Raw genomic sequence first — 16,806 nt, 5'->3', positions numbered from 1 at the left:
CGGCGATCGCGCCGCTCGCAGTCTCGGTTTCCCTCCTCGTTTCGGTTCTCACGTGCTCACTGGAAAGCGGCTGTGCCCTGCTTTGTTACAGACCCCAGATGAGGACGATTCCGGCCGTCGTAACTCCCGCCAACAGGAGCTGTAGCGGGCCACCGACTCGGATAAAGTCGGTGAACTCGTAGCCGCCGGGACCGTACACCATCAGGTTCGTCTGGTAGCCCACCGGCGTCATAAACGACGTTGCGGAGGCAAACATCACTGCGAGCAGGAACGAAAACGCCGACGCGCCCAGACTCGTCGCGGCATCGATCGCGACGGGGCTCATCAACACGATCGTCGCGACGGGTGTGATGACGTTCGCGAGCAGCCCCGTCACGATCGAAAACAGCAACAGGACCGCCACGAGCGGGAGATAGCTCGCCGTCGACACCAGTCCGGCGGCGATGAGCTGTGAGCCGCCAGTCGCCTCGAGAGCGACTCCGAGCGGGATCACGCCGGCGAGCAGGAAGATGACGTTCCAGGAAACGGCGTCGTAGGCGTCGCTGATCGAGAGACAGCCCGTAACGACCATGAAGAAGACGCCGGCGAGCGCACTGATGACGATGGGGGCGATTCCGAGGGCAGCCGCGCCGATCACCCCCGCCATGATCGCGACGGTGATCGGCGTTTTCGGCGACAGCGGCGCGAGGTCGTCGACGTTGTCTTCGAGGGGGCGATCGAACGCGTCCGCTTCGATGACGACAAGATCGCTCGAGTCGGCGAAGTGGCGAATCGAACTGGGGATCGTCTGGAGCAAGAGGACGTCGCCGGGTTCCAGTCGGTGGTCGCCGAGGTCGGTCCGGAGCAGGTTGCCGTCGTGGCGGATCGCGAGCACAGTCGTGCCGTAGAGGTCTCGAAGGCCGGTTTCAGCGACGGTTTCGCCGACGAACGACGATTCGTCGGGGACGATCGCTTTCGCGAGCGAGTCCTCGCTGGTCGAGTCGTCGAACGTCTCGTCGGTCACCGGTTTGCGGACGAGTTGCTGAAGGCCCTGTTCTGTGACGAACCGATTGACCGCTTGCAGGGTGCCGTGGACGGTGAGCACGTCGTCCTCGCGAATGCGCTGGTCGGTTCTCACTGCGACGTACGACTCGCTCACCGGGCGGCGCTGGTCGCTGTCGGGCGCGTTGGTCACGGCCGACGCGTCGGACTCGAGCGGGCTGTTGCGATCGCTGGCCTCGCGGAGTTGCTGGTCGCGGCCGCTCGCTTCGGCCGACCCGTCGACGGCGTCGTCGTACTCGAGGATCGATCCCGTCTCCGCCGACCGAGGCTCGAGGTCGGCCTCTCGGCGAAGCTGGAGAATCCGCACGTTCGACTCAGCGCGGGCCTCGAGGTCACTAACCGTGTGGCCGACGGCGGTGGATTTCGAGCCGACGCGAACGTGAGCGAGGTGGTCCTCGAGATCGAACTCCTCGACGAGGTCCGCATCGGCGGGGATTCGTGCCGGCGTCAGCCAGCGGCCGACGGTCATGAGGTACGTCAGGCCGACGAGCAGGATAATGAGGCCGAGCGGCGTGAACTCGAACATCCCGATGGGGTCGCGACCGAGCAACTCGACGGCGAACTCGCTGGCCAGCAGGTTCGTCGAGGTTCCGATGAGCGTCAGGGTGCCGCCGAGGATCGCCGCGTACGACAGCGGCAAGAGGAGTTTCGACGGCGAGATGCCGGTCTTCTCGGCGAGTTCGGAGATCATCGGAACGAAGACCGCGACGACGGGCGTGTTGTTGATGATCCCCGCGAGCGGTCCCGTGGTGGCGACTGTCGCCGCCAGCGCGCGCGTCTCGCTGCCCTTCGTGACTTTCGCGAGCGAAAGACCGAGTCGCTGGACCAGTCCGGTCCGCTGGATCCCGGCGCTGAGCATGTACATGGCGATGATCGTGATCGTCGCGGTGCTCGCAAAGCCCGAAATCGCCGCCCGATAGCCGACGCCGGTCAGCGGCTCGAGGGCGGCCAGCGAGACGATGATCCCAATCGCCGTCACGTCGGTCGGGATCGCTTCGGTGACGAACAATACGAGCGCGGCACCGATGAGCGCGAAGACGACCAGCGCGCCGGTCGACACGCCGGCGATCATCTCACTCCGTGCTGGGGAATCGTCTCGGGTTCCAGTGCTGTTCCGATCCGGCCAGTCGTCACGGGCGCTACTGAGCTCACGTTCACACTACATTGAGGACGGACAATTCACAAAATAATACCTGTTCACAGAGCGGTCTGTTTTAGCTGAAGGAGAGGACGCTAAGCCCCCCTTCCTCAGGGTGCGAACGGAACAGCGTGGAGTGAACGAGCAGGGAGGAGATACAGCGCCCGCTCGATTCTCTACCACTCTAATCAGAGTGTTTAATACCGCCCGTCGCTGGAACCCGGCGAGCGAATCTCGAGAAACTATTTACTGCCCGCCGAGTACGTGACTGATATGTACGATTTCGTCGTCGTGGGCGTCGGCCCGGCCGGGGCACGCTTCTCGCGACGGGCCGCCGAACAGGGGTACGACGTGCTCGCCCTTGAGAAAGGGACAGTGGGGACGCCACTGGCCTGTTCGGGCCACGTGAGTACGGACATCTGGGAGTTCACCGGCGAGGGAGCACGCGAAGCGCTGTTCCAGAATGAGATCTACGGCGCGCGCTTTCACGTCGGCGGGCCACACAGCGATGCCTATCCCTTCTACAAGGACGAGGTCGCCTCGAACGTCATCGATCGCGTCGGCTTGGATCGACACCTCGCCGACCTCGCGCGGGAAGCGGGCGCGGACGTCCGCGAGGAACACACTGTCACGGACGTGGCCGAACACGACGACCACGTGACCGTCGTTGCCAGCGGCCCCGAGGGCTCCCTCGAGTTCGAAACGAAGCTCGTGGCCGGCTGTGACGGTCCTCGGTCGCGGGTCCGCGAGGCGCTGACGCTGCCCGAACCCGACGAACTCCTCCACGGCGTGTTGGCCTTTTCCGACGAGACCGACCACCAGAACTTCGTCGACGTCCACCTGACTGCACCGACGTTCTTCGCGTGGCGCATCCCCCGTGGCGATGCCGGCGTCGAGTACGGGCTCGCGGCCCCGCCGGGCGTGCAGGTCACAAAACACTTCGAGGAACTGATCGACGGCTACGAGATCGACGTTGCCCATCGCTGCTCGGGGGCGATCCCGATCGGCCCGCCGCGTCGCGTCACGAGTCGCCGCGGCTTTCTCATCGGCGACGCGGCCGCCCAGACCAAACCCTTCACCGGTGGCGGCATCCTCTATGGCATGACCTGTGCCGACCACGCTGCCCGCGAGATCGATCCCGATCGGCCTGCAACGCTCGCCGCCTACGAGCGCGCCTGGCGCGACGACTTAGAGCGCGAGATGACGCTCGGCCACTCCCTCCGACGAGCCTACTCGTTTCCCGAACCCGTCCAACGGATCGGCCTCGGCGCGCTCTCGGGCGAGATCGGCGTCCACATGGACCGACCAACCTCGCTCGTCTCGCCGTCTCATCTCAAGGCGATGCTCTCGAGGCTACGGCCCTAACTCGAGAGCGAAGGCAACGACGCGACACGAATCGGCAGCCGACAGACCGAAGCCGTCACTCCCGAAACCATCACTCGATGACAGGCCGGCAGGCGGCAGCCGTCGCGTTCCTCGCCGAGACGCTCGAGCGACTCGGCATCATCGACAGCGAGAGGTTTCGGCCGACGGTCGATCTCGCGTGGCCACGGATCGTCACCGGCTTTGCGATCATGTCCAAGCAGACGGCCGACCTCGCGATGGTCGGCATCGCCGTCGGGACGGCCGGCACAGCGGGGCTTGCCTTCGCGCTCGCGTTCTGGGAGGTCGTGACGATGCTCGGGCTCGGGCTGGCGGGTGGGACCGTCAGCCTCGTCTCGCAGAACTACGGCGGCGAGCAGACCGACCGGGCCACGCTCGTGGTAAAACAGAGCATCCTGCTCACCGTGGCGCTCGCAGTGCCAATCGCGGCCATGTTCGTCTTCTTTGCCGACTCGTTGATCGGGCTGTTCGGTTCCGGGCCGGAGTCGCGCATCCACGGGCGCACCTATCTCGTCTTCGTCGCGCCCGCTGTCTTATTCGAACTGCTGAATCTGATCGCCAGCCGAACGTACACGGGCGTTGGCGACACGTTCACGGAGATGGTCGCCCGCGCCGGTGGAGCCGTGCTCAACGTCGTCCTCAGCGCCGCCCTCATTTTCGGGGCCGGACTCGGCGTCGCCGGTGCGGCGATCGGCACCTCCGTCTCGACGGGCTTCGTCACGGTCGTCCTCGCGTGGGGGATGCTCGGACGGTCCTACGGCATCCTCGGGATGGAACCCAGCCCGGTGCCGGTGACGCTTTCGGGGCCGTGGCTCGAACCGACGCTGTTGCGCCAAGTGGTCGAAATCTCGACGCCGGAGATCGGCCGCCGACTGGCACAGGGGATCGTCGTCTTCCCGCTGTTGTGGATCGCCGCCACCTTCGGCCCGGTGGTCGTCACCGCCCTCGAGGTCGGCCGGCGCGTCCGGAGCCTAATCAACGGCGTCAACTGGGGGCTCTCGCTGGCCGCGAGTTCGCTCGTGGGCCAACACCTCGGCGCGAACGACGAGGACGAAGCCGGCGCATATGGTGCGGCGATTATCCGGCTCGCCGCCGTCTGTTACACCGCGCTGGCCGTGCTAGTCGTCGTCTTCGCCGAACCGATCGCGAACCTGTTCGTCTCCGGGAGCGAGGAACTCGCGCTGGCGGCCACGTTCGTCGCCGTCGGCGCGGTCAGTTCGATCGGCTTCGGGATCGACGGCGCTGCCGCGGGCGCATTGCTCGGGGCCGGCGATACGCGCCTTCCCTTCGTCGCCTCGCTCGTCGGCCGGTACGCCTTTGCGCTCCCGGCGGCCGCGCTGGGACTCGTCACGCCACTCGGAATCGGCGGGCTCTATCTCGCCTTGCTGCTCGAGACGGCCGTCCCCGGCGGGATCACCTACTGGCTGTTCCGGCGGGGCCGCTGGAAGGTCGTCAGTCGGCGCTATCGGCCAGCGGCGGAGGCCGACTGACGGCGGCCCACGGAGGCTGATACTGTCTGCTGTACGTCATTTCCGGTGGGACTGCGATCCCACCGGTAAATCGGTACAGCAAACCGTCTGACGGGGTCAATTGTCGGCGCTGTTGCTGGCCGACGGGGCGATCGTTCCGAACAGGTTTTCGGGATCGTATTTCGATTTGATCTCGAGCAGTCGTTCGTAGTTATCACCGAAGCGCAGTTTCACTGGATCTTCGTTCATGCCCGGGAAGTTACCATAGCTTCCCGACGCAACTGCCAGTGCCGCCACTTCGGCGATTCCCTCGCGGCCCCAGGTCACGTTCGCGTCGTCATCGGCTTCGTCCTCCCAGTTGGCCTCGAAGTTGAGCATGTACGGCTTGTCCCGGTGCCAGAACGCGGTCGCGTCCTGTGGCACCTCGGCAACCGCTCCACCGAGATGCCAGAGATCGATCGTCGAGAGCGCCGACGGTGCTGACTCAGTGTACCGGTCCATGATGTCGACGACCTCGTCGGTAACGTCGGTCAGGAAGATCGACTTCCAGTAGTAGCGCAGCCCATCGGGGTAGTCCTCGTCGAGCATCGACTGCAGGTCGGCGTACGCCATCGGCCCGCTGAGATCGGCGGTCGGCGTCGCACTCGAGCGCAGCGGCTCGAAAACGTCGTCGGCCTCGAGGTCGCCACGGGACGAGCCGAGCATCGCGATAGCGGGCTCGCCCCACATCTCCTCGGGGAACTCCTCCAGTTCGGGGACGTGGGCAGTGAAGACGAGCACACCCGCTTCCCGCGGCGCGTCGTCGGTCCACTCGAGGAACCGGGTCATCACGTCGGCCATGTCGTCAGCGTGGAACCAGACGAAAAAGGCGTCCACTTCGGGGCCGACCTCGTGAAGGTCGAACTCGAACGAAGTGACCACACCCAGTGTACCGCCACCGCCGCGGAGTCCCCAGAACAGGTCTGCGTTACGGTCGGCGCTGGCGGTGTGAACCTGCCCGTCGGCGGTCACGACGTCGACGCTTCGCAGGTTGTCCATCGCGAGCCCGTACTGGCGACTCAGGTGGCCGTAGCCGCCGTTGAGTGTGAGCCCCGCGACACCCGTCTCCGAGACGGCTCCAAGCGCCGTCGCCAGCCCGAACAGCTGTGTTTCCCGATCAACATCGCCGAGCGTCGCGCCACCCTCGACGCGAACGGTCCGTCGCTCACGGTCGACGCGCACGCCGTGCATCGCCGAGAGGTCGACGACGAGCCCGCCGTCACAGACGGCCGTCCCGGCGACGTTGTGGCCGCCGCATCGAACCGCGAGCGGCAGGTCCTGTTCGCGGGCGAACGTCACTGCCGAAACGACGTCGGCAGTGCCGGCACAGCGGGCGATGATCGCCGGGTACTTATCGATCATCCCGTTCCAGACCTGTCGTTCCCGTTCGTACTCCGGATCTGCTGGAAGGATTACGTTGCCGCCAATCCCCGTTTCGAACGACCGGACCGCACCGCCCGGTAGCTCCGCGAGCGCTTTCTCACCCGGGTGTTTGCCAACTTGTGCCATGGTACGAGCTATGCCGTCAGTGACGATAAACCAGTTTTACTGCAGACACGACGGTCCACCGCATCGACGTGACGATCGCACGACGGATCGAGAGTCGACGGTGAGCCTCGAGTCACAACCGGATCGGACGATTTTCGAGTCTCTCTCGGCTCGAGTTATATTAATTATTAATCGTGATATGTATATCTTCACTGGCGACGTACTGTCTCTGAGGGACAATGGCAGCCACTACCACACCCGTAGACGACGGTGCAATAGACGGATTCGGCGAGGGGCTTCACGGTGAGTTGCTCCGTCCCGAGGATCCGAACTACGACGAGACGCGAGCAATCTGGAACGGCATGATCGACCGACGGCCGGCACTCATCGCTCGAGCGATGGGTGTCTCGGACGTAATCGCGGCGGTGAACTTCGCCCGGGAGCAAGACGTGGTGCTCGCGATTCGCGGTGCCGGACACAACATCGCGGGGAACGCGGTCTGTAACGACGGCCTAATGCTCGACCTCTCTGCGATGCGGTCGGTGCAGGTCGATCCGGAAGGGAAGACGGCTCGAGTCGAGCCGGGGGCGACCCTCGCCGACGTCGACCACGAGACGCAGGCGTTCGGGCTGGCGACGCCACTGGGAATCAACTCGACGACCGGCGTCGCGGGACTGACGCTCGGCGGCGGATTCGGTTGGCTCACTCGTACGTACGGCATGACCGTGGACAACCTGCGGTCGGTCGACATCGTCACCGCCGACGGCACGCTGCGTCACGCGAGTGAGGACGAGAACGAGGAGTTGTTCTGGGGCGTTCGTGGCGGCGGCGGCAACTTCGGTGTCGTCACCGCCTTCGAGTTCGACCTCCACGAGGTCGGGCCGGAGGTCCTCGCCGGATTGGTCGTCTACCACGGCGCGGATGCACCAGACGTCCTCCGACACGTGCGGGACTTCAACGAAACGGCACCGGACGAGTCTGCCGTCTGGATGGTCCTGCGCAAGGCACCACCGCTTCCGTTCCTCCCGGAGGAAATCCACGGTGAGGACATCCTCGTCGTGGTTCCGTTCTACGCCGGTGACGTGGCAGAAGGCGAAAACGTGCTCGCCCCGATCCGGGAGTACGGCGAGCCGATCGCCGATGTCGTCAGTCCACACCAGTACGCCGAGTTCCAGCAAACGTTCGATCCACTGCTCACCGAGGGATCCCGGAACTACTGGAAGTCACACAATTTCGGGACGCTCTCGGACGAGGCCATCGAGACGGCAATCGAGTACGCACAGGAGTTGCCGTCGCCGCAGTCCGAGATCTTTTTCGGACAACTCGGCGGCGCGATGAAACGCATCCCGGCGGACGCGACGGCCTACCCACACCGGGATGCGGAGTACGCGATGAACGTCCACACGCGCTGGGAGGATCCAGCGGATGACAACCGCTGTATCGCCTGGGCTCGAGCATTCTTCGATGCTATGGCCCCGCACGCGACCGGCGGCGTCTACATGAACTTCATCAGTGAGGACGAAGGCGAGGAAAACCTCGCCTACGGGACAAACCAGCAACGGCTGGCCGAGGTCAAGGCCGCGTACGATCCGAAGAACCTGTTCCGGATGAACCAGAACGTCAAGCCGGCGACGTAACCCCGTTTTTGCGTACGTTTCGATGGATTCGATCGAACGGTCGAGGCCAGACGACTGCCGTCAGTCACCAGTGTCGCCGTGTTGCTCGGCGACGATGTACTGGACCTCGACGACCAGTGACTCGTCGCTATGTTGGCTGATCGCCGTGTGGAGCCGCTCGGCGAGCCCCGGCTCCGGTCCCGGTGTCCGTCCGGTGACCGTGATGACGATCCGGTCGACCGACTGGATCGGATAGTTGCCGTCGAGTTCGACCACGACGTCGTCGACCTCGCGGGTCTCGTACTGTGGGTCGGCGAGCACTGCCTCGGCTTCCTCCTCGGCAACCGACTCGAGTTCGGTCGTGTGGAAATCGAGCAGAGTGATGCCAGCCAACGGGGCCGCCAACACCAGCAGCGCGATCCCGAAGATCGCCGCGTAGGTGTACGTCGGCGTGCGGGTCGGTGACACCTCGAACAACCCCTGCGGGCGGTAGCCGGCGATCCACAGGGTCGCCAGCGCAGCGAGGTTGATCGAGAGGACGTTGACGATCACGAGCACGGCGGCCCCGGTCGCCGCGCCGTACATCCCCCAGGCGACGGTGATGCCGACCGCGGCCGACGGCGGGATCAGTGCAGCGGCGATCATCACACCGACGATCGCCTCCGAAAACCCCCGCGTGAGACTCAGAATGCCGGCGATCCCGGCCCCGAGTGCGACCGCGAGCGAGAACAGATTCGGCGCGACCCGCTCTTGGAGTTCGGTGGCGACGACGATGTCGACGCCGGCAGGTTCGAGTCCCGCGAGCCGGGCGATCGCGGCGAGGGCGATCGAGGCGACGATCACCATCGTCACCCCGACGATCTGGTAGCTGAACCCGGTCGATTTGAGCCGGTCGTCGCCGGTGACGATGCCGACGTTGGCGGCGAGCGCCGGCCCGAGCAGCGGTGCGATGACCATCGCGCCGATCACGACTGCCGGCGAGTCGGCGAGCAGCCCGGCGGTGGCGACGACAGCGCTGATGAGCAACATGACGGCGTAGATCGGAAACGGCGGCGTGAGTTCGTCGGCTTTCGTTCGCAGGACCTGCCTCGAGGTGCGCGAACCAGCCTGTCCGCCGTGACTATACTGCTCTCGAAGCGTCGAAAACTCCTCGGAGATCACCGTCTCGGCGTCGATCACGACGACGCTTGCATCCTCGCTGATTCCGGCCTGCCTGAGCCGATCGAGCACCGGTTCGACGGCCCGCGTCGGCAGTGGAAACCGGACGACTGCGGTGTATCCCCGACCACTGGTTTCGTCGCTGACGACGTACTCGATGCCTTCGTCCTCGAGAATGTCGATGACAGCCTGTCGTTTCCCTTTCGGGACCGTCACCTCCAGATAGCGCATACAGGACCGACCATGGTACTCCAGATAATACTGCGGGACGGGCAGGTTGTGGTGAACTACCCCTGCCTACTCACTCGCGGTGGCAGCCGCTCGTTCCTTGAGGCAGGGGCTTCCTGTTTCAACGACGCGACTTGCAGACACGGAAACAGTGTCCACAGCAGTCGCAGTCTCCACGGGCGTTCGAAAATCGTCGGACGATTTTCGCAGCCCATCAGAAGCGCCATGCGATTCTGAGGACGTTCCTTCGGACTAACGAAAACCGTCTCGCTGGCTACCTACTGATAGTCGGGCAGTCGGCCCGACTGATCCGAGCCCTCGACGAACGGCAACGCGGTGACGGTGGCGGGCATCTCCTCGCCGCCAACACGAACCGTCAGCGCCTCGCTTTCGAGGCCGTAGTCGACGAGCGCGAGCGCGATGACCGTCTCGAGTGATGGGCTCTCGCCAGCCCGCGTAACCTCGCCGACGGACGCGTCGCCGTCGAAGACGGCTGCGCCGGATTCAGGGACCGCGGCGTCGTCGTCCGTCTCGAGCGTCAGGCCGACGAGTTTCCGGCTGGGCTGGCCACGGTTCTCGACGCGGGAGACGACCTCCTGACCGACGTAACAGCCCTTCTCGAAGTCGAGGGCGGTTCGCAGGCCGAGGACGTTCGGGAGCGTTCCCTCGAGTTCCGTGTCAAAGAGCGGTGAGCCGGCCTCGAGCGCGAGACTCTCGAAGGTTCGGTAGCCGAAGGGGGCGGCGTTCAACCCCTGATTCAAGAGGGTATCGTAAACGGCCTCGGCGTCGTCGGCCGCGCAGATGACCTCGTAGCTCTCTTCACCGGTGAGGGCGTCGGTTCGGATGACGGAGACGCCCTCGTCGCCCATCGTCCCGCGGACGAACGAGTAGCGCTGGTCGGGCGAGGCAGCTCCGTTGAGGACGCTAGCGATCTTTTCCGTCGCCTTGGGACCATGAATCCCGAAGATCGCGTAGTCGTCGGTCGCAACCCGAATCTCGACGTCCTGAATGAAGATTTTCTCGGACCACTCCTCGGCCAGCGGTTGAGCTTCGGCCGGCGGCGTAAAGAGCAACAGTCGCTCGCCAGCGTTGTAGACATAGAGTTCGACCTCGATCCCGCCCTGTGGATCGAGGACGAGCGCGTAACAGCCCTGTCCGTCTTCGGTGGGGACGCGGTTCGAGACGACGTTGTCGACGTACTCGAGGCGATCATCGCCCTCGACGACGACCACGCCGTAGGCGAGTTCGAGAAGGCCGACACCGTTGCGAACCGCGAGATGCGTTCGCTCGGGCCGTCCGAAATGTTCGACGATCGTTCGCCCGTCGCGGTCGCCGAACGTCGCGCCGTGGTCGGTATGGACTGACTCGATGACGCTCATGCCTACTCTCTCGGGCCTGAACGTATCAGGCGTTTCGATTCAAAAGGGCAACCGCTCGCGGAGCCACTCCCCGATAGTCTGCTCGTCGTTTTCGTCGGACGTGATGTCGGGGATCACCCGTTCGTCGGGTTTGATGACGGTTTCGGTGTGATCGGACTCGACGACGATCAGCTCGTCTTCTTTGAGCGTCGAGAGGGCCTGCTCGAGGTGGTCGATGTCCTCTTCGACGGCGGCACGGAGTTCGAAGACGGTCATCCCGTCATCGGCCCGATCGACGAGTTCGTCGAGTACCGCCACCTCGGTCGATTCCCGATCCCGGTACTCCCGCTTTGCTCTCATCCGTCTTTCTCTTCAACGACCGGGGATTTGACGTTTGCCGTTCTTTCATCCGGTCTGCTGGCCCCACGGCCCGGTGCACTCGCGAGTGCACCGACCTAACTACCAGGAGTCCGTATCACCGGTCGACGACGCGACTGGCGATCGGGAGTTGCCGACTGTCGGACAGCAAACGAGGAACGTTGTTGTCACGACGACGGTCTGGCAGGCAGTACGTTTTTTATGCGATGACTGGGAACGGTGGGACAATGGTCCTGCGATGTTCGTTGCTCGGACACGACTACGGCGAAACCGACGTCGAACGCGAGCGCGAAGAACGGGGCAGTGAGGTCGTCGTCACCGTCCAGGAGTACGAGGAGTGTATCCGCTGTGGCGAGCGAAACGTCATCAGCGAGAACACCGAGATCACGAGTCTCTCCATGGAGACGGCCGCCTCACGGCCCACCGAATCCGATCCCGAGCCAAACACGACCGCGACAGCCGACGCTGCTGAAACGGTCGAAACACCCCCGGATGAAGCCGCCGACTCCGGCGACGGCGACGATGCCGAGTTCATCGACGCCGACGCAGCGGACACCGAGTTCATCGACGATTCCAAGGTCGGGTCTGCCGAGTCGGCCGACATCGCCTTCGACGGCGACGATGAGGACGACGACTTCGACGTTCCAACCGACGAAAACGGCGAGCCTGTGACCGACGACGGCGAAATCTTAGACGACTCCGAGTCCCAGCCCGACCGCGACCGCGAACACGGGGAGTGGCCGGAGTCAGAAGACGTCGGCCCACCGGTTGGCGCGGCTGACGAACCGACAGCGTGGCCGGACGACGACTCGGACCCCGATGACGTCGACGCAGCCGCCACAGAAGCCGACCGCACGGACGCTGAGGTAACCGACGATGCGATCGTCCTCGAGGACGACACGGGCGCTGCACCGGGCGAATCGGCTGCCGCAACGGAGGCCCGAACGCTCACGACGGAGCCGCCGACGGCTGACTCGAGCGACGACGAACGCACCGAGACGCCGGTGGAGAGCGACGCCGGTAGCGGCATCGAGCGCGCGGGGTCGGCACCGGTCCCCGGCGAAAGCACCGCCGACCAGTCGGACGTGCCGACCGAACTGTACTGCCCACGGTGTGAGTACGTCGCGGCTGGTGCCCGGACCTCGCTACGCACCGGCGACATCTGTCCTGACTGTCGAAAGGGCTACCTCGGCAAACGAGAGCGGCGCTGAGCGATCCCGGATCGCACTGCACGCGATCGCGTTCGTCTCGCTACTCTCACCGGTCGAGATGGACGGACCTGTCGCCTTCCGAGACGAAGACGAAACGGGTCTCCCCGTCTCAGACCCCCGTCTGTCGGCTGCGCCGGCTATGAAAAGAGGTAAACGGTCCCCCGTGTATCACCAATCCATGAAAGAGTACAAGATGCGCCGCGGTGAGTATCTCGAGGAGCGAATCCCCGATATGGAAGCCACCATCGAGGACTACTTCGGCCCGATCACGGGCACAGAAGAGTACAAAGGGAGCGAGCTCTACGTCATCGGCGAGCCCGACAATCCCGTCTTCGAGAAGGTCGTTGCCGGGGCCGTCGAGTATTCCGGGAAAAAGGACAAACTCGGCGTCGAGTTCTACGAGCGCGATCCCACCGAGCTCGGTCCCGATGAACTCGAGGCCGCCGGTGAGGCCGTCGACGCGAAAAACGACTTCTTGCTCGAGGCGACGGGTCGCGACGCCAAGTCCCGCCGCGAGTCGATGAAACGCCAGGTCGAAGACGACCCGGATCACGACTTCTAACTCGTCGCGTTCGACGACGAAAACGGCTTCGCAGCGTTCGGACAGTGTCCCAATCAGCTGCGGTTTTCATGTGACTCGTGCACTGAAATGAGTCCCGCACCGGAACTTCGGTAGACGATATCGGCAATATCACCGGCTTCGAGGTCGTTGAAATCCGCTCGGACGAGCGTCGTCTCTTGGCAGTCGTCAGTGCCGACGTCACAGCCGCGAACCCGGTACTCGACGACCTCGAACTCGGAATCGAGTCGCGCCGCGAGTTCCTCGCTGATTTCGAGTGGGTCGTCGGGTCCGAGTTCATCGGCCAGTTGCTCGGCGGGCGTGTCGTGGTAGTACGGCCCCTCGTCGGGATCGTATCGTCTCACGGCGGCGTCGATCGGGTCGCCTCCGTCTCTGGGGTGGACGCGGACGGACTTCTCGCTGATTTCGACGCGGTCGGCGAGTCCGAGCCGGGTCACACAGCCGGCGAGGGCGATCGCTGGGAGAGCACCGAGGAGCGCACGTCGGTTCACGACCTCGAACTTCGGGGACGAGCGTCGAGTACCTTTCCCCGGCGCAGTCCGAAACGGCTATGATGGCGACGGAAAATTTCCGGATAATGGACCTCGCAGGCTTTCTCGCCGCGACGCTCGTCGCACACACCGGCTTTGCGATCTTCGTCGCCGGACACGCCACGTTGACGGACACCGACGCCGGCAACTGGCCGTACCTGACGCTGCTGTTAGGGCTTGCAGGCGTCGCCGGCTACTTTTTTTACGACGAGACGGCGGACTCGGGTCGGATCTGAGCGTCAGTCTGACGTCGCAACGGCGTCGTCGGGCTGGTCGGTCGGGACGTCACTCCAGACTCCGTCGGTGAGGTCGATCCCGTCGGTCCACTTGCCGACGACCGAGGCGACGGCGAGATCCCCGGTCACGTTGTTCGTCGTCGCAATCCGGCCGAGGATCGGATCGACGCCGGCGACGAAGCCGACGATCTCGAGGGGCAGGCCAACGGCGTTTAGAATGACGGTGAGCATGATGAGCCCGGCACCGGGGACGCCGGCCGTGCCGATGCTGATCAGGATAACGGTCGCCAGGACGATCACCTGATCGGCAAGTCCCAGCGAGACACCGACCATGTTGGCAGCGAAGACGACCGTGACGGCCTGTCTGATCGCCGCGCCGTCCATATTGATCGTCGCCCCAAGGGGCAGGCCGAAGCCGTAGACCGACTCGTCGATGCGCATGTTCTCCTCCGCGTTGGTGATCGTCACCGGAAGGGTGCCGCTCGAGGAGCGGATCGTAAACGCCGTCACCATCGCGTCTTTCGCGCCGTTGAGAAACGCCAGCGGCGACTGGCCGAGGATGCCCATGGTCATTACGCCGAGGTAGGTGACGCTCATGTGGACGGCGATGCCGACCGCGATGACCGCGACGAGCGCGCCGAGTTGGACGATTGCACCCAGTCCCTCGGTGCCGATGGCGGCCGCCATCAGCGCGAAGACGCCGATGACGCCGTACTCCATAACGCCCCAGACGACCTTGAACAGGGCCTCGGTGCCGGCGTCGATGAACGCGAAGAAGCCGTCGATCGCGTCCTCGGTTGTCTCCTCGGTCGTCGACTCGCGGACGATCGTCAGCGCCAACCCGAAGACGATCACGACGAAGATCGTCGCCAGAATGTCGCCCTCGACCAGCGCGGCGAGCGGGTTCGCAGGGACGATTCCGAGGATGACCTCAGAGACAGTCGGCGGTTCGGCCTGCTGGGCTTCGCCGCCGGTGAACTCCACGGCCGTGCCGGGATCGAACAGGTTCGCGACCGCGAGGCCGATCACGGCTGCGACCGTCGTTGTCGCGGCGTAGAGCGCGACGGTCAGCCCACCGACCTTGCCGAGTTTTGACGGCGTCAGCCGTCGCATCCCGCCCAGTAACGTGAAAACGATCAGGGGGATGATCAGCATCTCGAGTAAGCGCAAGAAGAGATCGCCCAGCGGCGAGACGATGGCGGCCCGTTCGCCGCCGATCGCGCCGACGGCAGTGCCGAGGATGAACGCGAGCGAGATGCGGTAGATGATCGGAACGGATCGATACCGATCCCAGACGGTTCGCGACGTGGAAGCGATAGTGCTCATCGACTCACCGTAAGAGCAGGGACAATCAACACGTGTTGCTATCGGTGAGACTCGCCCGTTTCTACGACACGCGGTCGAAACCGGGACACGACAGCGTCGTCCTCAGGCGAGGAAGACGTGTCGTGGTCGGTCGTCGAGGACATCGCGACCGAATTCGACGGCATCCGAGAAGGCGTCACTGCGGAAGAACTGCATCGCGTCCTCACGGGAGTCCCAGCGGCTGGCGATGAACATGTCGTTTTCGTCCTCACGGTTGACCAGCAGGTCGGTCTTGCGGTGACCGTCCATGTCGGCGAGCAACGCTTCAGCATCGTCGAACACACCGGTGAAGTCCCCGCGGTGGTCCGGCTTTACGGTGTAGAACATGCCCATGGTGCCCCACGAATCGTCCTCGTCGTCGCCCGCCTGCCGGACGACTTCGGGGAGGTCAGCGAGGAATCCGGCGGCCGTGTTCGCGGCGCGTTCGGTGTCCCAAAGGCTGACGACTGCGGCCTCGCTGTCGTCGTCTCGAGGCTCATAGACGGCCGTCTTGACGTGCGTATCGTAGTGATCGAAGTTCGTTCGCAGCCCGTCGACCTCCTCGAACAGGTCGTCAGTGTCGGCTTCGGAGTAGAGCACGACCGCGTGGACGTCCTCGCCGTGTGGCTGGCCAGCGTAGACGCCCATGTCATCGAGTTCGCTCCGGACGTCATCGTCGTCGCCGTGGTGACCGTCGGAGTCGCCGTGAGCGTGCCCGTGATCGCCGGACTCGCCGTGGCCGTGTGGATGGCCGTGGGCGCTGTCAGCGTCGTCCTGTGGCACTCGCTCGCCGGCGAGGAACGCACTGAGGTCGGCCGGAGACATCCGGCGGGCCGAGAGGAACCGGCCGAACTCGGCGAAGCGCGAACTCGAGGGATCGAAGCGCATCTCGTAGAGCAGTTCCTTGACGTCGGTTGGATCGTCGCCAAAGAGGGTGATGCCCCACTCGTAGTCGTCGAGACCAACGCTGCCGGAGATGATCTGGGTGACCCGGCCGGCGTAGTCTTTACCGATCTCGCCGTGATTCGAGAGGTAGTCGGCACGTTCGTCGAACGGCAGTTCGTACCAGTTGTGGTCGGGGCCCCGGCGCTTGCTCATCGGGTAGAAACTGAGGAAGTCAGTGTCCGGAATCTCGGGTTTGAGTCGAGATTCGATGTAGTTGGCGATCCCGGTATCGGCGGTTTCGCCCTCCTCGAAGTACTCCTGAGACATGTAGCCCGAGACCTCCGTCACCGACAGATACGAGTCGGCGCGCTCGGTGAACTCGGCGAGTGCCGTGTGTTCGAACCGTCGCTCGAGTGCGTCGATGTCGCCGAGCGTCGGCCGCAGGTGGAGGACGAGCAAATCGGCCTTATGCCCGAGGACGGCGAACGTCGCCGAGTCGCCCTCGTCGGCGTCCGCGACGGATTCGGCGGTCGAGAGGTACTCGCGTCCCTCCTCGATCGCTCGCTCGCGGCGACGCTCGGGTGCGTTACGCCAAGCGTCCCAGTCGATCGACCGGAAGTCGTGCAGGACGTACCAGCCCTCTTCGGTCTGTGGCGGCTGTCGTCGTTCCATACCCGCGGGTTAGAACGGAGACGCTAAGAAGCACCGGGTTTCGATCCGAGAA

At 64.6% G+C, this 16,806-nt stretch carries 14 protein-coding genes and 1 pseudogene; 6 read left to right on the top strand and 9 right to left on the bottom strand.

Annotation, left to right across the window (positions count from 1 at the left end):
* Positions 1-85: 85 nt before the first annotated feature.
* The gene (locus tag GCU68_RS08155; RefSeq protein WP_152940571.1) at positions 86-2,113 is read right to left on the bottom strand and encodes an SLC13 family permease; all 2,028 of its coding nucleotides are present in this window, start codon (positions 2,111-2,113) and stop codon (positions 86-88) included.
* 339 nt (positions 2,114-2,452) lie between these two features.
* Here GCU68_RS08155 and GCU68_RS08150 point away from each other — a divergent pair, with 339 nt between their 5' ends.
* Entirely contained in the window at positions 2,453-3,544 is a 1,092-nt protein-coding gene (locus GCU68_RS08150; RefSeq protein ID WP_152940569.1) for a geranylgeranyl reductase family protein, read from the top strand.
* A 77-nt stretch (positions 3,545-3,621) separates the two neighbouring features.
* Entirely contained in the window at positions 3,622-5,052 is a 1,431-nt protein-coding gene (locus GCU68_RS08145; protein WP_152940567.1) for an MATE family efflux transporter, read from the top strand.
* 96 nt (positions 5,053-5,148) lie between these two features.
* Here the strand turns inward: GCU68_RS08145 and GCU68_RS08140 are convergent, their stop codons facing one another.
* Positions 5,149-6,579 carry an FAD-binding oxidoreductase gene (locus GCU68_RS08140; RefSeq protein ID WP_193565076.1) on the bottom strand — a complete coding sequence of 477 codons (1,431 nt, stop codon included), beginning with the start codon at positions 6,577-6,579 and terminating at the stop codon, positions 5,149-5,151.
* A 218-nt stretch (positions 6,580-6,797) separates the two neighbouring features.
* Here GCU68_RS08140 and GCU68_RS08135 point away from each other — a divergent pair, with 218 nt between their 5' ends.
* Positions 6,798-8,195, top strand: coding sequence for an FAD-binding oxidoreductase (locus GCU68_RS08135; RefSeq protein WP_152940565.1), 1,398 nt, complete (start codon positions 6,798-6,800; stop codon positions 8,193-8,195).
* 60 nt (positions 8,196-8,255) lie between these two features.
* On the opposite strand, the gene GCU68_RS08130 is transcribed toward GCU68_RS08135, so the two are convergent.
* The 4 genes and pseudogenes from GCU68_RS08130 to GCU68_RS08120 form a co-directional block, all read right to left on the bottom strand.
* Positions 8,256-9,563 carry a TIGR00341 family protein gene (locus GCU68_RS08130; RefSeq protein ID WP_152940563.1) on the bottom strand — a complete coding sequence of 436 codons (1,308 nt, stop codon included), beginning with the start codon at positions 9,561-9,563 and terminating at the stop codon, positions 8,256-8,258.
* 66 nt (positions 9,564-9,629) lie between these two features.
* Positions 9,630-9,812, bottom strand: a pseudogene (locus tag GCU68_RS22115) (RNA-guided endonuclease TnpB family protein); the annotation flags it as partial.
* Positions 9,813-9,838: 26 nt separating this feature from the next.
* The gene (gene ygfZ / locus GCU68_RS08125; protein WP_152940561.1) at positions 9,839-10,939 is read right to left on the bottom strand and encodes a CAF17-like 4Fe-4S cluster assembly/insertion protein YgfZ; all 1,101 of its coding nucleotides are present in this window, start codon (positions 10,937-10,939) and stop codon (positions 9,839-9,841) included.
* 39 nt (positions 10,940-10,978) lie between these two features.
* Positions 10,979-11,278, bottom strand: a complete 300-nt coding sequence (locus GCU68_RS08120; protein ID WP_152940559.1) for a DUF6432 family protein — start codon at positions 11,276-11,278, stop codon at positions 10,979-10,981.
* A gap of 245 nt (positions 11,279-11,523) precedes the next feature.
* On the opposite strand from GCU68_RS08120, the gene GCU68_RS08115 reads away from it, so the two are divergent.
* Positions 11,524-12,507 carry a DUF7093 family protein gene (locus GCU68_RS08115; protein WP_152940557.1) on the top strand — a complete coding sequence of 328 codons (984 nt, stop codon included), beginning with the start codon at positions 11,524-11,526 and terminating at the stop codon, positions 12,505-12,507.
* 178 nt (positions 12,508-12,685) lie between these two features.
* Positions 12,686-13,069: a DUF5611 family protein gene (locus GCU68_RS08110; RefSeq protein ID WP_152940555.1), complete on the top strand. Its 384-nt coding sequence runs from the start codon at positions 12,686-12,688 to the stop codon at positions 13,067-13,069.
* Positions 13,070-13,122: 53 nt separating this feature from the next.
* Here the strand turns inward: GCU68_RS08110 and GCU68_RS08105 are convergent, their stop codons facing one another.
* Positions 13,123-13,578, bottom strand: a complete 456-nt coding sequence (locus GCU68_RS08105) for a hypothetical protein (RefSeq protein ID WP_152940553.1) — start codon at positions 13,576-13,578, stop codon at positions 13,123-13,125.
* A gap of 86 nt (positions 13,579-13,664) precedes the next feature.
* Here GCU68_RS08105 and GCU68_RS08100 point away from each other — a divergent pair, with 86 nt between their 5' ends.
* The gene (locus tag GCU68_RS08100; protein ID WP_152940552.1) at positions 13,665-13,853 is read left to right on the top strand and encodes a hypothetical protein; all 189 of its coding nucleotides are present in this window, start codon (positions 13,665-13,667) and stop codon (positions 13,851-13,853) included.
* Between the two features lie 3 nt (positions 13,854-13,856).
* Here the strand turns inward: GCU68_RS08100 and GCU68_RS08095 are convergent, their stop codons facing one another.
* Together GCU68_RS08095 and GCU68_RS08090 are read right to left on the bottom strand one after the other, a co-directional pair.
* Positions 13,857-15,179 (bottom strand): dicarboxylate/amino acid:cation symporter, encoded by a 1,323-nt coding sequence (locus tag GCU68_RS08095; protein WP_152940550.1) that lies wholly within the window; start codon positions 15,177-15,179, stop codon positions 13,857-13,859.
* 102 nt (positions 15,180-15,281) lie between these two features.
* Entirely contained in the window at positions 15,282-16,754 is a 1,473-nt protein-coding gene (locus GCU68_RS08090) for a heme-binding protein (protein WP_152940548.1), read from the bottom strand.
* Positions 16,755-16,806 lie beyond the last annotated feature (52 nt).

Source organism: Natronorubrum aibiense (genome assembly GCF_009392895.1).
In the GTDB taxonomy this organism is placed as follows: domain Archaea; phylum Halobacteriota; class Halobacteria; order Halobacteriales; family Natrialbaceae; genus Natronorubrum; species Natronorubrum aibiense.
Note: the sequence above shows the minus strand (reverse complement) of the source record. Positions and strands in the feature narration are given on the sequence as shown.

Bases quoted from the DNA above. Each gene is read 5' to 3' on its own strand.
- ygfZ (WP_152940561.1), bottom strand. From the start codon at position 10,939: ATGAGCGTCATCGAGTCAGTCCATACCGACCACGGCGCGACGTTCGGC.
- GCU68_RS08150 (WP_152940569.1), top strand. From the start codon at position 2,453: ATGTACGATTTCGTCGTCGTGGGCGTCGGCCCGGCCGGGGCACGCTTC.
- GCU68_RS08115 (WP_152940557.1), top strand. From the start codon at position 11,524: ATGGTCCTGCGATGTTCGTTGCTCGGACACGACTACGGCGAAACCGAC.
- GCU68_RS08110 (WP_152940555.1), top strand. From the start codon at position 12,686: ATGAAAGAGTACAAGATGCGCCGCGGTGAGTATCTCGAGGAGCGAATC.
- GCU68_RS08120 (WP_152940559.1), bottom strand. From the start codon at position 11,278: ATGAGAGCAAAGCGGGAGTACCGGGATCGGGAATCGACCGAGGTGGCG.
- GCU68_RS08095 (WP_152940550.1), bottom strand. From the start codon at position 15,179: ATGAGCACTATCGCTTCCACGTCGCGAACCGTCTGGGATCGGTATCGA.
- GCU68_RS08140 (WP_193565076.1), bottom strand. From the start codon at position 6,579: ATGGCACAAGTTGGCAAACACCCGGGTGAGAAAGCGCTCGCGGAGCTA.
- GCU68_RS08100 (WP_152940552.1), top strand. From the start codon at position 13,665: ATGGACCTCGCAGGCTTTCTCGCCGCGACGCTCGTCGCACACACCGGC.
- GCU68_RS08145 (WP_152940567.1), top strand. From the start codon at position 3,622: ATGACAGGCCGGCAGGCGGCAGCCGTCGCGTTCCTCGCCGAGACGCTC.
- GCU68_RS08090 (WP_152940548.1), bottom strand. From the start codon at position 16,754: ATGGAACGACGACAGCCGCCACAGACCGAAGAGGGCTGGTACGTCCTG.
- GCU68_RS08155 (WP_152940571.1), bottom strand. From the start codon at position 2,113: ATGATCGCCGGCGTGTCGACCGGCGCGCTGGTCGTCTTCGCGCTCATC.
- GCU68_RS08130 (WP_152940563.1), bottom strand. From the start codon at position 9,563: ATGCGCTATCTGGAGGTGACGGTCCCGAAAGGGAAACGACAGGCTGTC.
- GCU68_RS08135 (WP_152940565.1), top strand. From the start codon at position 6,798: ATGGCAGCCACTACCACACCCGTAGACGACGGTGCAATAGACGGATTC.